Source organism: Sphingobium limneticum, from assembly GCF_008710155.1.
Taxonomy (GTDB): domain Bacteria; phylum Pseudomonadota; class Alphaproteobacteria; order Sphingomonadales; family Sphingomonadaceae; genus Sphingobium; species Sphingobium limneticum.
The window spans coordinates 103759-118150 of sequence record NZ_VYPZ01000003.1 but is presented as its reverse complement, the minus strand read 5'-3'; the positions used below and the strand labels follow the sequence as shown (position 1 = coordinate 118150).

13 protein-coding genes are annotated in these 14392 nt (G+C 64.0%); 7 read left to right on the top strand and 6 right to left on the bottom strand.

Annotation, left to right across the window (positions count from 1 at the left end; translation table 11 throughout):
• The 4 genes from plsY to topA all read left to right on the top strand — a co-directional run bounded on the left by plsY (nt 1) and on the right by topA (nt 5054).
• The gene (gene plsY, locus F4U94_RS05230) at nt 1-612 is read left to right on the top strand and encodes a glycerol-3-phosphate 1-O-acyltransferase PlsY (protein WP_120250086.1); all 612 of its coding nucleotides are present in this window, start codon (nt 1-3) and stop codon (nt 610-612) included.
• A complete protein-coding gene (dprA, locus tag F4U94_RS05225) occupies nt 609-1691 on the top strand; it encodes a DNA-processing protein DprA (RefSeq protein WP_120250087.1) in 1083 nt (360 codons plus the stop codon). Before plsY ends, dprA begins: the two co-directional genes overlap by 4 nt.
• Nucleotides 1688-2359 (top strand): glycerophosphoryl diester phosphodiesterase membrane domain-containing protein, encoded by a 672-nt coding sequence (locus F4U94_RS05220; protein ID WP_120250088.1) that lies wholly within the window; start codon nt 1688-1690, stop codon nt 2357-2359. Before dprA ends, F4U94_RS05220 begins: the two co-directional genes overlap by 4 nt.
• Nucleotides 2360-2456: 97 nt before the next feature.
• Nucleotides 2457-5054: a type I DNA topoisomerase gene (topA, locus tag F4U94_RS05215; RefSeq protein ID WP_120250089.1), complete on the top strand. Its 2598-nt coding sequence runs from the start codon at nt 2457-2459 to the stop codon at nt 5052-5054.
• A gap of 9 nt (nt 5055-5063) precedes the next feature.
• Here the strand turns inward: topA and F4U94_RS05210 are convergent, their stop codons facing one another.
• From F4U94_RS05210 to lepB, 4 genes are all read right to left on the bottom strand, one after another.
• Nucleotides 5064-5780 (bottom strand): GGDEF domain-containing protein, encoded by a 717-nt coding sequence (locus F4U94_RS05210; RefSeq protein WP_120250090.1) that lies wholly within the window; start codon nt 5778-5780, stop codon nt 5064-5066.
• 57 nt (nt 5781-5837) lie between these two features.
• Nucleotides 5838-6752 (bottom strand): GTPase Era, encoded by a 915-nt coding sequence (gene era / locus F4U94_RS05205; RefSeq protein ID WP_150411858.1) that lies wholly within the window; start codon nt 6750-6752, stop codon nt 5838-5840.
• 116 nt (nt 6753-6868) lie between these two features.
• Nucleotides 6869-7540: a ribonuclease III gene (gene rnc, locus F4U94_RS05200; protein WP_120250091.1), complete on the bottom strand. Its 672-nt coding sequence runs from the start codon at nt 7538-7540 to the stop codon at nt 6869-6871.
• Nucleotides 7537-8361, bottom strand: a complete 825-nt coding sequence (lepB, locus tag F4U94_RS05195; RefSeq protein ID WP_120250092.1) for a signal peptidase I — start codon at nt 8359-8361, stop codon at nt 7537-7539. The genes rnc and lepB overlap by 4 nt, the downstream gene beginning before the upstream one ends.
• 175 nt (nt 8362-8536) lie before the next feature.
• Between lepB and pgi the strand changes: the two genes are divergently transcribed.
• Nucleotides 8537-10054: a glucose-6-phosphate isomerase gene (pgi, locus tag F4U94_RS05190; protein WP_120250093.1), complete on the top strand. Its 1518-nt coding sequence runs from the start codon at nt 8537-8539 to the stop codon at nt 10052-10054.
• Between the two features lie 168 nt (nt 10055-10222).
• A complete protein-coding gene (gene gor / locus F4U94_RS05185) occupies nt 10223-11569 on the top strand; it encodes a glutathione-disulfide reductase (protein WP_120250094.1) in 1347 nt (448 codons plus the stop codon).
• A gap of 85 nt (nt 11570-11654) precedes the next feature.
• On the opposite strand, the gene F4U94_RS05180 is transcribed toward gor, so the two are convergent.
• On the bottom strand, nt 11655-12368 hold the full coding sequence (locus tag F4U94_RS05180) for a 2OG-Fe dioxygenase family protein (RefSeq protein WP_120252059.1): 714 nt from the start codon (nt 12366-12368) through the stop codon (nt 11655-11657).
• A gap of 223 nt (nt 12369-12591) precedes the next feature.
• The gene (locus F4U94_RS05175; protein WP_120250095.1) at nt 12592-13371 is read right to left on the bottom strand and encodes an SDR family NAD(P)-dependent oxidoreductase; all 780 of its coding nucleotides are present in this window, start codon (nt 13369-13371) and stop codon (nt 12592-12594) included.
• A 103-nt stretch (nt 13372-13474) separates the two neighbouring features.
• Here F4U94_RS05175 and F4U94_RS05170 point away from each other — a divergent pair, with 103 nt between their 5' ends.
• Nucleotides 13475-14371, top strand: a complete 897-nt coding sequence (locus tag F4U94_RS05170) for a LysR family transcriptional regulator (RefSeq protein ID WP_150411857.1) — start codon at nt 13475-13477, stop codon at nt 14369-14371.
• Nucleotides 14372-14392: the final 21 nt, after the last annotated feature.

Below are 14392 nucleotides of genomic sequence, written 5' to 3'. Positions count from 1 at the left end.
ATGACACCTCCCTGGCTTCTTCCCGCTTTAGTGCTCGTGCTGGGCTATCTGCTCGGCTCCATCCCCTTTGGCCTGATCCTGACCCGTGTCACCGGTGCCGGCGACCTGCGGCAGATCGGGTCGGGCAATATCGGCGCGACCAATGTGCTGCGCACCGGGCGCAAGGGGCTGGCGGCAGCGACCTTGCTGCTGGACCTGCTCAAGGGCGCGGCGGCGGTGCTGATCGGCGCCTGGCTGGTCGATGGTGGCGGACCCATGGCAGGCGCCATGGCTTTTATCGGCCATTGCTATCCCGTGTGGCTGCGCTTTGCCGGGGGCAAGGGCGTGGCGACGATGATGGGCGTGGTGACGGCGATGTTCTGGCCGGCTGGCTGCATCTTCGCCGCGGTTTGGCTGGCGGCACTGTTCGGGACCAAATGGTCGTCGGTCGGCGGCATGGCGGCGGCGATCAGTGCGCCGATCGCCATGTGGGCGTTCGGGCGGATCGACCTGGTGCCGGTCGCCCTCGCGCTTGCGCTGATCGTGCTGTGGCGCCACCGCGCCAATATCGGCCGGCTGATGAAGGGTGAGGAGCCCAAGATCGGCACTTCCAAAGGCGCCGCCACCGAATGAGTGAGCGGGAGCGGTTCGACCGGCTGCGGCTCATCCGCTCCCCCCGGATCGGTCCGGTCAGCTATCGACAATTGCTCGCCCGCTTCGGTACGGCAACCGAAGCGCTGCGCGCCATTCCCGATCTGGCGGCGCGCGGCGGCGGGCGGGCAACCGTGGCCGATGCCGGCACGGTGGAAAAGGAAATCGCGCAAAGCCGCGCGCTGGGCGCCCGCTATCTGCTGATGGGCGACGCCGATTATCCCGCGCTGCTGGAGGCGTTCGACGGGGCACCGCCGGCGCTGATCCTGCGCGGCGATGCGGCGCTGGCCGCCGGGCAGTGCATCGCCATCGTCGGCGCGCGCAATGCGTCGGCCGCCGCCTGCCGCTTCGCCCGCAGCCTGGCGCAGGATCTGGGGCAGCGCGGTGCGATCACCGTGTCCGGGCTGGCGCGCGGCATCGATACGGAGGCGCATCGCGGGTCGATCGACAGCGGGACGATCGCGGTGATCGCATGCGGCATCGACATCGCCTTCCCGCCGGAAAATGCCGCGCTTCAGGAACAGATCGCCGGACAGGGACTGGTCGTGACCGAGCATCCACCCGGTACCCAGCCATTGGCCCGCCATTTCCCGGCGCGCAATCGCATCATCGCGGGACTAGCGCTGGGTACGGTGGTGGTGGAGGCGGCGCCGAAATCCGGTTCGCTCATCACCGCACGACTGGCGGCCGAGGCCGGGCGAGAGGTGATGGCCGTGCCGGGATCCCCGCTCGATCCGCGCGCGCAGGGATGCAACCAGTTGATCCGCGACGGCGCGATCCTGATCCAGAATGCCGCCGACATATTGGAAGCGGTGGGCAGCATCGACCCGCGCATGGTGCGGCAGGAGAGTTTCGACTTTATCGGGCAACCGGTGTCGAGCGATGTAGCCGAACAGGAGCGAGCGACGGTGATCGGCCTGCTGGGATCCGCGCCGGTGCCGATCGACGAAGTCATCCGCCTGTCCGGCCTGTCGCCGGCCGTGGTGCAGACGGTGCTGCTGGAACTGGAATTGGCGGGGCGGACCGACCGTCATTCAGGAGGAAAGATATCCCTGTCATGAGCGATGCTGTACAACGTCTGGATATTGGCGCGACATTGTCGGCCGCCATGGTGGCGATAACCGACAATATCGGTCGCTATGGCGCCATGGCGCTGGTGATGGCGGCACTGGGCGGCGCAGTGGACACCTATGCGCCGCGGGCCGGCAACATGATCGGCAATGTCGCGCTGTTCTTCCTGTCGGTGCTGGCGGTTTTCCACACGTTGCAGGCTCGGTTGCCTGGCGTCGCGATCAGGCCGCGTTTCGGTGCGGCTTTCGGTTTCAGCCTGCTTACCAACCTGGCCGTCATCTTCGGGTTGCTCCTGCTGATCGTGCCGGGGCTGATGCTGCTGGCTCGCTGGGCGGTCGGCCTGCCGGCCCTGCTGCGCGAGGATCTGAGCGTATCGGAGGCGATGGGGCGCAGCAGCCAGCTGACGCAGGGCAACCGCTGGCGGATATTGGGGCTGGGTCTACTGATCTGGACACCGTTCCTGATCGTCATGATCCTGGTCGGTGGGCTGATATCCGTCATGATTGGCGACCAAAGTCTGGATTCGCTGCCGTTCAACATGCTCGTCAACCTGATGGCGGCCGGCGCGACGATCCTGAGCGGCATATGCTGGACTCTGGCCTATCTGACGCTGTCGGGTGACGCGGACGAGAGCGCGCTGGCCGATATCTTTGCCTGAGGCGGGAATAGCGTCCGGTAATGACTGGGTTGACGCGCCCCGCCACCACCCTACAGACTCGCGCGTGTACGTGAGAGATTTCCAAGCCGGGGCCTGAATGCAACTTGTCATCGTCGAATCGCCCGCCAAGGCGAAGACCATCGAGAAATATCTGGGCGGCGATTTCCACGTCCTCGCCAGCTACGGTCATATTCGCGACCTGCCCGCCAAGGACGGGTCGGTGGACCCGGACGACGGTTTTGCCATGTCGTGGGAAAATTATGGCGACAAGGGCAAGCAGCTGAAAGCCATTGCCGACGCGTCCAAGAAGGCGACGCGATTGATCCTGGCGACTGACCCTGATCGCGAAGGGGAAGCGATCAGCTGGCATGTGCAGGAAGTGCTGCGCGCCAAGAAGGCGCTGCCGTCGGTCGTGGAGCGGGTGACGTTCAACGCCATTACCAAGGCCGCAGTGCTGGACGCGATGGCCAAGCCCCGCGCGCTGGACGAAGATCTGATCGACGCGTACCGCGCGCGCCGCGCGCTCGACTATCTGGTGGGCTTCACCCTGTCGCCGGTGCTGTGGCGCAAACTGCCTGGCGCGAAGTCGGCCGGTCGTGTGCAATCGGTCGCTTTGCGGCTGGTGGTGGAGCGCGAGCGTGAGATCGAGAGCTTTACCCCGCAGGAATATTGGTCGGTCGCGGCCGAGATGGAGCAGGGCGGGCAGGGCTTCACCGCGCGCCTCGTCCGCTGGAAGGGCGAGAAGATCGAGCGCCTGACCATCGGCAAGGAAGGCGACGCCATGGCGGCCAAGGCCGATGTGGAAGCCGGGCGCTTTACCGTCGACAAGGTCGAGACGAAGCCGGTCAGCCGCAATCCTCCTGCGCCGTTCACGACGTCGACCTTGCAGCAGGAAGCTGCGCGCAAGCTGGGTTTCTCCGCCAGCCACACGATGCGGATCGCGCAGCAGCTGTATGAAGACGGCGCGATCACTTACATGCGTACCGACGGCGTGCAGATGGACGGCAGCGCCATTTCCGCCGCGCGCAAGGCTATCGCGGAACGCTATGACGGCGGTTACCTGCCCGAAAAGCCGCGCCAGTATCAGACCAAGGCGAAGAATGCGCAGGAAGCGCATGAGGCCATCCGTCCGACCGAGTTCAACCGCGACAAGGTGGGCAGCGGCGATCATGCGCGGCTGTACGACCTGATCTTCAAGCGGGCGCTGGCGAGCCAGATGGCGTCCGCGCGGCTGGAACGCACGACGATCGATCTGGTCGAACAGACCGGCCAGCATGCGCTGCGCGCCACCGGACAGGTGGTGATCTTCCCCGGCTTCCTCGCCCTGTACGAGGAAGGTCGCGACGACAGCGATGACGACGACAGCAAGCTGCTGCCGCGCATGAGCGAGGGAGATGCGCCGGCCAAGAAGAAGGTCACGGCCGATCAGCATTTCACCCAGCCACCGCCGCGCTATTCCGAAGCGTCGCTAGTCAAGCGCCTGGAAGAATTGGGGATCGGGCGTCCGTCCACCTATGCGTCGACGCTTCAGGTGCTGAAAGACCGCGACTATGTGCGGATCGAGAAGAACCGCTTCTTCGCCGAGGAAAGCGGACGGCTGGTGACGGCGTTTCTGGAACGCTTCTTCGAACGCTATGTGTCCTATGATTTCACGGCGGGGCTGGAAGACGAGCTGGACGATATTTCCGGCGGCCGTGCCCAGTGGCAGGCCGTGCTGGAAGCCTTCTGGCGCGATTTCAAGCCTAAGACGGCCGAGATCATGGAGCAGAAGCCGTCCGACATCACGGCGGAGCTGGACAAGTTTCTGGAGCCGATGCTGTTTCCGCCCAAGGCAGACGGCAGCAATCCGCGTGCCTGCCCGCTGTGCGCGGATGGGCAATTGTCGCTGCGTGGCGGTCGGTTCGGTGCGTTCATTGCCTGCTCCAACTATCCGGAGTGCAAATATACCCGCAAATTCGGTCAGCCGGGCGGCAGCGAAGGTGCGGATAGCGGACCGGAGGTGCTGGGCCAGCATCCCGAAACGGGGCAGGATATCGTCAGGAAGTCCGGCCGCTTCGGCCCCTATATCGAAATGGGAGAGGGCAAGGAGGCCAAGCGTGGCTCCATTCCCAAGGATCTGCCCGATGGCGAGATGACGCTGGACTGGGCGGTCAAGCTGTTGAGCCTGCCGCGTGAGGTCGGCCTGCATCCGGAGACGGGCAAGCCGATCGTGGCCAATATCGGGCGCTTTGGCCCCTATCTGCTGCATGACGGCAAATATGGGCGTCTGGCGAATACGGCCGAGATTTTCGAGGTCGGCATGAACAGCGCCGTCGTCAAGCTGGCCGAAGCGGCGAACCGGGGCGGCCGGTCGAGCGGCGGGCGCGAGCCGCTGAAGATACTGGGCGCGCATCCGCGTACCGAGGCCGAGATCAAGCTGATGGAAGGCCGTTATGGCGCCTACGTCACCGATGGCACGACCAATGCGACGCTGCCCAAGACGGTGGACAAGGACCAGCTGACGCTGGAGGAAGCGGCGCAGTTGATCGACGCGCGCGCCGCAGCGGCACCGGCGAAGAAGGGCAAGAAGGCCCCAGCCAAAAAGAAGGCCGCGCCCAAAAAGGATGCGGCTGAGAAGAAGCCCGCGGCCAAGAAGCCTGCTGCCAAGAAGGCACCGGCTAAGAAGAAAGCTGCGCCGGCCGAAACGGCCGAATAAGCAATCCGCTCAGGCGGCGCGGCGCACCTGGTTGCGACCGCCCGTCTTGGCGGCATACATTGCGAGGTCGGCCAGATGCAGGCTGGCCTCGATCGGCTGGGCCGGATCGGACGCGCTCAGACCGATGCTGGCGGTGACGCGGACCGTGCCGCCCGTGGGCGCGCGGACCCGCAGCGACTGGATCGATATGCGCACGAGCTCGGCCCGTCGCTCTGCCTGATCCTCGTTACAGTCGATCAGGCAGGCGGCAAATTCCTCGCCGCCCAGCCGTCCGCACAGGTCGGTCGGGCGCAGAGCATCGGCGATGGCACGGGCCACGTCATGCAGCACTGCATCGCCGGTCTGATGGCCATGATCGTCGTTGAAGCGTTTGAAATGATCGATGTCGATCAGCAGATACCAATTGTCAGGTTGCCGATGGACCTGCCCCGCCCGGTTCAAGAAGGCGTTGCGGCTCAGCAGGCCGGTCAGCCCGTCAATGTCGGCCAGCCGCGCCAGCTCGGCCACGCGCAATTCCAGTTCCTGACGCAACCGGCGATTTTCTTCACCCTGGCGGACGAGCAGCACGCAGACCGGGGTCGATATGCTGCCCGAGCAGAAAATGCCGACGCCGAAATAGCGTAACGGGATGAACATGCCGGGGATGGCCGACACGATGGCCATGATGATGATCGTCCCGAAAACGGAGACGCCGACGGCAAAGACGATTTTCTGCTTCGGACCCATGCAACGGGGCCGTAACGAGATAAGGTAAAGGATGGATTTACCTTATCTCGCCTGTCGTCATTCGACCCAGTCCAATCCGATATCGCGATAGATGCCGCGATCATCCTCCCAATCTTCCTTCACCTTGACGTGGAGGTAGAGGTGAACCTTCACGCCCAGCAGATTGGCCAGTTCGGCGCGGGCCTTCGACCCGATTTCCTTCAGCCGTTGCCCGCCCTTGCCCAGCACGATCGCGCGCTGGGTCGGGCGGCCGACCAGTATCTGCTGGTGGATTTCGACCGAACCGTCGTCGCGCTCCTTATACTGCTCGGTATCGACGGCGGCGGCATAGGGGAGTTCGGCGTGCAACTGATGATAGAGTTGTTCGCGGGTAATTTCGGCCGCCAGCATGCGGTCGGTGGCGTCCGACACCTGATCCTCGGGGAAGTGCCACGGACCTTCCGGCATGGCGTTCGCAAAGGCGGTCTTGAGTTCGGGCAGGCCGTCGCCGGTCCCGGCGGACACGAAATAGATTTCGTCGAAGCCCAATTGATCGTTCAGCTTTTGCGTGTGGACCAGCAGCCGTTCCTTGGTGGCGATATCCACCTTGTTGATGATCAGCCATTTGCGTTCGGTGCGATGCTTGAGCGCTTCGATGATCGGCTCCAGCTTGGGGCCAAGGCCCGCCTTGCCGTCGATGACCATCGCGATCAGGTCCGCGCCCTGCGCGCCGCCCCAGGCGGCCTGCACCATGGCGCGGTCCAGCCGGCGCTTGGGCGCGAAGACGCCGGGCGTATCGACCAGCACCAACTGGGCATCGCCCTCGATCGCGACGCCCATCACGCGGGTGCGGGTGGTCTGCGCCTTGGGACTGGTGATCGCCACCTTCTGCCCAACAAGCGCATTCACCAGCGTGGACTTGCCCGCATTGGGCGCGCCGACGATGGCAATGACGCCGCAGCGCTGGGATGACTGCACTTCAGAACTTTCCAAATTAAACTCCGTTCGCCTATCGCGAGCTCGTCATCCCGACGACAGCCGGGATCCCGGGTCAAGCCCGGGATGACGATGATGTTGTAGGCCTTTTATGCTTTGAGAGGAAGCTGGACCTAACCCGCCAGTTTTTCCAGCAGGGCCTTGGCCGCTGCCGTTTCCGCTTCCTGCTTGGATCCACCCGTCGCCACCGCTTCGCCCGCGCCCTTGATCGAGACGGTCACGGTGAAGCGCAGGGCATGGTGCGGCCCGGATCGGTCGGTCAGCACATATTCGGGCGGCTTGCGCTTGTTGGCGGCGGCCCATTCCTGAAGATAGGATTTGGGGTGGCGCGGCGCGCTGGTCTGGGTATCGACCCGGTCGCCCCACAAGCGGCGAACCAAAGCGCGCGCTTCCTCCAGCCCGCCTTCCAGATAAAGCGCGCCGATCAGCGCCTCCATCACGTCACCCAGCACATTGTCGCTGTCGGCGGCACCATCGTCGCGCGCCTGCTTGCCCAGCACCAGATGGATGGGGACGCCGGCGGTGCGCGCGACTTCGGCGCAGGTTTCGCCCGACACCAGCGCGTTGAAACGGCGCGACAGCTTGCCTTCGGGTTCGTCGGTGAACCGGTCGAACAGCCATTCGCCGATCAGCAAGCCCAGGATCCGGTCGCCCAGAAATTCCAGCCGCTCATAATTGACCGCCTTGGCGCTGCCATGGGTCAACGCCTGTTCGAATCGCGTAGGGTTGGTCGGTGCGCGGCCGATCAGGGCCTTCAGCCAGGATGCAGTGTCAGGCTTGCTCAAAAGCCTTCCCCGATCCGGCTCCACCGCGCGGCGGTGAACCAGGTCCAGGGCAGCAGCCAGTTGGCGCTACCGTCGGTCGAGAAAACGGAAATTACCGCCTTGCCCACCAGATTTTCTTCGGGGACGAGGCCGATGCCGCCGCCTTCGACCGCCGGGAAGCGGCTGTCGGCGCTGCGATCGCGATTGTCGCCCATCATGAAGAGGTGGCCTTGGGGCACCAGCACGGTGTCGCGATCGTCAGCCGCGCCGTCGGGCAGCAGGTCGAGGACATTGTAGCTTTTCCCGCCGGGCAGCGTCTCGCGGAACTGCGGATAGCGGCATTGTTTGCCGCTATCGGGGGCCGCTTCCTCGAAATCGGGGCGATAGCAGGGGGAGGGCGCGCCTTCTTTCGTCGCGGCATCGACCATGTTTGGCGTGACCGGGATGACGAGGTCGGCGACCTTCTGCTTGGGGATGGCCTGTCCGTTCAGATAGACGGTCCCGCCGCGCACCGCGATCATGTCACCGGGCAGGCCGATCACGCGCTTGATATAGTCGTTCTTCTGCGTCGGTGGCGCCTTGAACACCACCACGTCGCCACGCTCCGGCGTGGACGCCAGGATGCGGCCGGGGATCAGCGGAATGCTGAACGGCAGCGAATAGCGCGAATAGCCATAGGGCCATTTGGCCACCAGCAGATAGTCGCCGATCAGCAGGCGCGGCTGCATGGATTCCGACGGAATGTTGAACGGCGAAATGATGAAGCTGCGCAGGATGAAGACGAACAGCCCGAGCTTGGCGAGAAACCAGAGAAAGTCCCGCGTTTCCGATTTGGCAGTCATGGAATGTCGTCTGGTCCCTTACATGAGCCGATAAAGCGGCCGAGGCGGCTTGTGGAGCCTGTTACAGGACGCGTCAAGCGGTCCTTGCCGATGCAAAGCGCGCCGCTTTGGGCTAAGCATAGCGGGAATCGACCGGTGCAGCGTCGATATCGACCAACGTCATAGAGGAAATTGCATGACCAGCCCTGCACAGCCGAGTTCTTTGGCCGCCATCGCGGCGCTGCCCAAAGCCGACCTCAAATCCATTTTCACCACCGATGCCGATCGCCTGTCCAAGCTGGTGCTGAGCCAGGGACCGATCCGGTTCGACTGGTCGAAGACCCATCTGACCGACGATCTGCTGGCCGGTTTCCTTGGCTTGGCGCAGGAGCAGGATTTTGCCGGATGGCGCGACGCGCTGTTCGCCGGGCAGGCTGTCAACAACAGCGAAGGCCGCGCCGCCGAACATCCCGCCGAACGCGGCGAGGGCAATGCCGACAGCGTCGCCCATGCCAAGATGCTGCATCAGCGGATGCGCGGCCTGGTCGACGCGATCGAGGCGGGCGCGCTGGGCGAAGTCCGCCATATCCTGCATATCGGCATCGGCGGATCCGCGCTTGGCCCCAAGCTGATCGTCGATGCGCTGGACGGCGATGGCGTGCGCTATGACGTGGCGATCGTGTCCAATGTGGATGGCACCGCGCTGGAGCGGGCGCTGGAAGGGTTCGATCCGCACACGACCCTGATCGCGATCGCATCCAAAACCTTCACCACCAGTGAGACGATGCTGAACGCGGCGAGCGCGATCAACTGGATGGTCGAGGCCGGCGTGGACGACCCCTATGGCAAGGTGATCGCACTGACTGCCGCGCCGGAAAAGGCGATGGAATGGGGCGTGGACGAAACACGCATCCTGCCCTTTGCCGAAAGCGTGGGCGGGCGTTATTCGCTCTGGTCGTCCATCGGCTTCCCGGCTGCGATGGCGCTGGGCTGGGACGCGTTCGAAAGCCTGCTGGAAGGTGCGGCGGCGATGGATCGCCATTTCCGCCTGTCTCCGCTGGCCCAGAATGCGCCGCTGATCGCCGCCTTCGTCGATCAATATTATGCACGGGTGGAAGGCTATCAGACCCGCGCGCTGTTCGCTTATGATGAGCGGCTGGCGCTGCTGCCCTCCTATCTCCAGCAGTTGGAGATGGAGAGCAACGGCAAGAGCGTGACCCGCGACAATCAGCCGGTCGTGGGACCGACCGCGCCGATCACTTGGGGCGGGGTGGGCACCGACGCGCAGCATGCGGTGTTCCAACTGCTGCATCAGGGTACGGTGATTTCTCCGGTCGAGTTTATTGCCTCGATCGAACCGGGCCATGTGCTGGACCCGGCGCATCACCGCGCGCTGCTGGTCAACTGCTTCGCGCAGGGCGCGGCGTTGCTGCGCGGCAAGGAGAATGCGGACGATCCGGCGCGCGCCTATCCCGGCAACCGGCCATCGACCACCATCCTGCTGGACGATGTGACCCCCGAAGCGCTGGGCGCGCTGATCGCTTTCTATGAGCATCGCACCTTCGCCAATGCCGTGTTGATGGGGATCAATCCCTTCGACCAGTTTGGCGTGGAACTGGGCAAGGAAATCGCCAAGTCGATCGAGGCCAACGGACCGACCGGCTTCGACCCGTCGACCATGGCGCTGATCGAGTTGGCGCTGAACGGCGAGTAACCAACACGGCCGTTCGTTTCGAGCGAAGTCGGGAAACGCCAGTGCAGCGCTTCCGTTTCTCGACACGCTCGAAACGAACGGGGGTAGTGAAAGCAATGGGAAGAAGATTCCCATTTGTAACTAGCGCCTACACCCGCCATATCCCGCCTCGATAAGCGGAGGCCAAGCATGAGCGGATATGATTTCGACCTTTTCGTCATCGGTGCAGGATCGGGTGGCGTGCGCGCTTCCCGCGTCGCGGCGGCGCATGGCGCGAAGGTTGCGGTGGCCGAGGAATTTCGGGTTGGCGGCACCTGCGTCATTCGCGGCTGCGTGCCCAAGAAGCTGCTCATCTACGGCGCGCATTTCGCCGAGGATCTGAAGGACGCCCGCCGGTTCGGCTGGGACGTGCCCGAATGCGGGTTCGAATGGACCACCTTGCGCGACAATGTGCTGGCCGATGTCGATCGGCTGGAGGGGCTGTATGGCAATACGCTGAGCAGCCATAAGGTCGAAGTGATCCGCGAGCGCGCGACCATCACCGGACCGCATGGCATCAAGCTGGCCAGCGGGCGCGAGGTGACGGCCAAGGTGATCCTGGTGGCGACCGGCGCCTGGCCGATCGTCCCCGATCTGGACGGCGCCGAACATGGCATCACCAGTAACGAAGTGTTCCATCTGGACGAATGCCCCCAGCGGATCGTGATCGTGGGCGGCGGCTATATCGCCAATGAATTTGCCGGCATCTTCCACCAGTTCGGCAGCCATGTCACGATGATCAATCGCGGCAGCGACCTGCTGCGCGGCTATGACGAGCAGATCCGCGACCGGCTGCTCCAGATCAGCATGACGAAGGGAATCAATTTCCGCTTCAACGCGAAGATGGAGCGGATCGAGAAGAAGGAAGACGGGACGCTGTGCGTTCATATCGAAGGCGGCGATCCGGTGACGGCCGATGTCGTGCTGTTCGCTACGGGCCGCAAGCCGCATGTCGATGGGCTGGGGCTGGAGACGGCCGGGGTCGAGTTGACCGAGAAGGGCGCGATCAAGGTCGACGATTATAGCCAAACGAGCTGCGAGAGCATCTATGCCGTGGGCGACGTCACCGACCGGCTGCAACTGACGCCGGTGGCGATCCGGGAAGGTCACGCCTTTGCCGATACCGTGTTCGGCGACAATAAGCGCAAGGTGGACTATAGCTGCGTGCCGTCGGCCGTGTTCAGCCATCCGCCGCTGGCCGGCGTGGGCCTGACCGAGGCGCAGGCTAAGAACCAATATGGCACGGTGAAGGTCTATACATCCGATTTCCGGCCGATGAAGAATGTGCTGGCCGGGCGTCAGGAACGGGCGCTTTACAAGATGATCGTGGATGCGACGACCAACAAGGTTGTCGGGCTGCACATGATCGGGCCGGACGCGCCGGAGATTTTGCAGGCCGCCGCGATCGCGGTGAAGGCAGGCCTGACCAAACAGGATTTCGACGACACCGTCGCGCTGCACCCCAGCATGGCGGAAGAGTTGGTGCTTCTCAAATAGCATCCGTTCGCTTCGAGCTTGTCGAGAAGCGGGAAGCACTGCGCTGGTGGTTCTCGACAAGCTCGAACTGAACGGATGTGAGGGGTTAGGCGGTGGCCACAAATGTCACCACCAGCGCGTCGCGCCAGGCTGGCGCGTCTGGATCGACGGGATGAATTTCCGTGACGCCGTGCAGGATGCGGTGATCGTCGATCAGCATCGTGTCGGCCGGATCCGTTAGTGTGAATTCCCCCAGCGCCGTGCCGTCGGGCGCACCGATGCGAGTAACGCCCTCGCGGACATTGCGGCGCTCCACCAGCATGACCAGCACATGGTCCACGCCGTCGCGGTGCATGCCTTCGGGCGTCGGGCGCCCCTGTTCGTCCGGCTTCGCTTCGATCCGGAACTGGTGCATTTCGACATGCCAATTGCCCTTGGCGGCCGGGTCGAAACTGTCGGCACAGAAGGCGAAGATGGCCCGGAGAACGGGACTGTCGATCGTGTCGTCCGCGACCGGATCGAACCAGCGCTGTACGTCGCCGTTCAGCGGATTATAGTCGCGGCTCTGATAATGGGGCTGATGCGGCTTGCGCGTGAAGCGCCCCTGTTCCAGCGCGAAGGCGGCATGGCGGCGGCGGCGGTAGCGTCCACCATCGGCCATGTAGAGATCCGGACCAAGAGCGTTCCAGCTTTGCGCGAAGGCCGCCCAGTCCGGTTCGGCAATGTCCAGCCTGTCGAACATCGTCGCGCCGGACAGGCGGGCATAGCCCTCGCTCAGCAGGGCGTCTTCGATATGGGAAAGGCTGTCCGTGTCGCTCATCATATACCTCTAATGGAGGCATGAGACGAGCGACAGGGCCAGTTACCACAAGGCGGATCGTCACTGCTCCATTCGTGCTGAGTAGGGGCTGAGCTTGTCGAAGACCCATATCGAAACACTGATCTTTCGATACGCCATTTCGATTTCGCTCAGTGCCTGTCCTGAGCGCCTGCCTTGGCAGGCAGTCGAAGGAGCTACTCAGGACGAACGGCAATAGCGTGGTTCAGGCGATCGTCGGCACCATGCCGCCTTCGACCCGGACGGCCGCGCCGTTGGTGGCCGCAGCGAGCGGGCTGGCGAGATAGGCGACCATCGCGCCGACCTCATCCGCCTCGATCAGGCGCTTGATGAGCGAGAGCGGGCGCAGCTTCGTGAAGAATTCCGCTTCGCGCTCGGCTTCCGGCGCGTCCTTGTTTTCCACCACGGAGCGAATGAAATCGACGATCCCTTCCGACCGGGTCGGGCCGGGCAGGACGGAATTGACCGTGACGCCGGTGCCGCGCGTATGTTCGGCAAGGCCGCGCGAGATGGACAGTTGCGCCGACTTGGTCATGCCATAATGGATCATCTCGGCCGGGGGCAGCAGGCCGCTTTCGCTGGCGATGAAGAGGATGCGACCCCAATTGTTTTCCAGCATCCTGGGGAAATAATGGCGGGAAAGGCGGGCGCCGCTCACCACATTGACTTCGAACAGACGATGCCAGTCTTCGTCGGTGATATCGGCGAAATCCTTGGCTTCGTAAATGCCCAGATTGTTGACGAGGATGTCGGTCGCGGGGGCGGCGGCAATCAACGCGGCTGCGCCTTCGGCCGTGGCGGGATCGGCCAAGACCGCGTTGACGGGCAGGCCGATATCGGCGGCGGCGGCGTCCAGCTTGGCTTGGGTTCGCCCGGTGATGGTGACGGCAACGCCTTCCTGCGCGAGGCGCCTGGCGATGGCGAGGCCGATGCCGGCGGTCGATCCGGTGACGATGGCGGTTTTGCCGGTGAGTTTCAGGTCCATGAGCTTTTCCCTTTCGAATGAGACAGCGAGTTGGACAGGTAGATAGATATTTGCCTATTGATGATTAGAGGGAATGACATCACTTCAGAAGTGAATTGAAATCATGGATAATCGGTTCGGCGACGTCGAAACTTTCCTGATGGTGGCGGGTGAGGGCAGCTTTGCCGCTGCAGCCAAGGCATTACGCCTGACCCCGTCGGCGGTCAGCCGGTCGATCGCGCGCCTGGAGCAACGACTGGGCGTGGCACTAGTGCGGCGGACCACCCGGTCGCTGGCGCTGACGCGGGAAGGCCAGGTCTATCGCGACCGGATGACCGCGATATTCGGCGATATCCATGACGCCGAAAGCAGCCTGCATATGGAGGGCGAAGGGCCGCGCGGGCTGCTGCGGATCAACGCTTCGCCCTCGTTCGGCATGGAGTGTCTGATCCCGATCCTGCCGCGGTTCGGCGAACGTCATCCGGCGGTAGACGTGGACCTGACGCTGACGGACGATATCATCGACCTGGTCGAGGAGCGGGCGGACATCGCCATCCGCATCGGGCCGCTGCGCGACACCAGCCTGCGCGCCAAGAAGCTGGGGCACAGCCGCATGCTACTGGTCGCAAGTCCCGATTATCTGGCGCGACGGGGGACGCCGGCGACCCCCGACGATCTGGAGGCGCATGATTGCCTGCGCTTCAGTTTCCGCCGGTCGGTGGACAGTTGGCCGTTCCGGGTGAAGGGGAAATTGGTGCAGCGGCCGGCGCAGGGGCGCTTCTTCGGGAATTCGGGCGAGGTGGTGCGGCACATGGCGGTCGCGGGCGCGGGGATTGCGCGACATGGCCGTTTCCACGTCGCGCGCGACCTGCGCGAGGGGCGGCTGGTCGAGGTGCTGGCCGATTATAATGCTGGCGACGGCGAGGATATCCACGCCCTCTACGCCGCGGAGGATCGCGCCGCGGCGCGGGTGCGGGTTTTTCTGGATTTCCTGGATGAGGCGATGGTCATCGATGGATAGACATTTCTCCTTGTCCTGCCT

Excerpts from the sequence above, each read along its gene's own strand:
- plsY (WP_120250086.1), top strand. The coding sequence starts at position 1 with ATGACACCTCCCTGGCTTCTTCCCGCTTTAGTGCTCGTGCTGGGCTAT.
- dprA (WP_120250087.1), top strand. The coding sequence starts at position 609 with ATGAGTGAGCGGGAGCGGTTCGACCGGCTGCGGCTCATCCGCTCCCCC.
- F4U94_RS05220 (WP_120250088.1), top strand. The coding sequence starts at position 1,688 with ATGAGCGATGCTGTACAACGTCTGGATATTGGCGCGACATTGTCGGCC.
- topA (WP_120250089.1), top strand. The coding sequence starts at position 2,457 with ATGCAACTTGTCATCGTCGAATCGCCCGCCAAGGCGAAGACCATCGAG.
- F4U94_RS05210 (WP_120250090.1), bottom strand. The coding sequence starts at position 5,780 with ATGGGTCCGAAGCAGAAAATCGTCTTTGCCGTCGGCGTCTCCGTTTTC.
- lepB (WP_120250092.1), bottom strand. The coding sequence starts at position 8,361 with ATGACTGCCAAATCGGAAACGCGGGACTTTCTCTGGTTTCTCGCCAAG.
- pgi (WP_120250093.1), top strand. The coding sequence starts at position 8,537 with ATGACCAGCCCTGCACAGCCGAGTTCTTTGGCCGCCATCGCGGCGCTG.
- gor (WP_120250094.1), top strand. The coding sequence starts at position 10,223 with ATGAGCGGATATGATTTCGACCTTTTCGTCATCGGTGCAGGATCGGGT.
- F4U94_RS05180 (WP_120252059.1), bottom strand. The coding sequence starts at position 12,368 with ATGAGCGACACGGACAGCCTTTCCCATATCGAAGACGCCCTGCTGAGC.
- F4U94_RS05175 (WP_120250095.1), bottom strand. The coding sequence starts at position 13,371 with ATGGACCTGAAACTCACCGGCAAAACCGCCATCGTCACCGGATCGACC.
- F4U94_RS05170 (WP_150411857.1), top strand. The coding sequence starts at position 13,475 with ATGGATAATCGGTTCGGCGACGTCGAAACTTTCCTGATGGTGGCGGGT.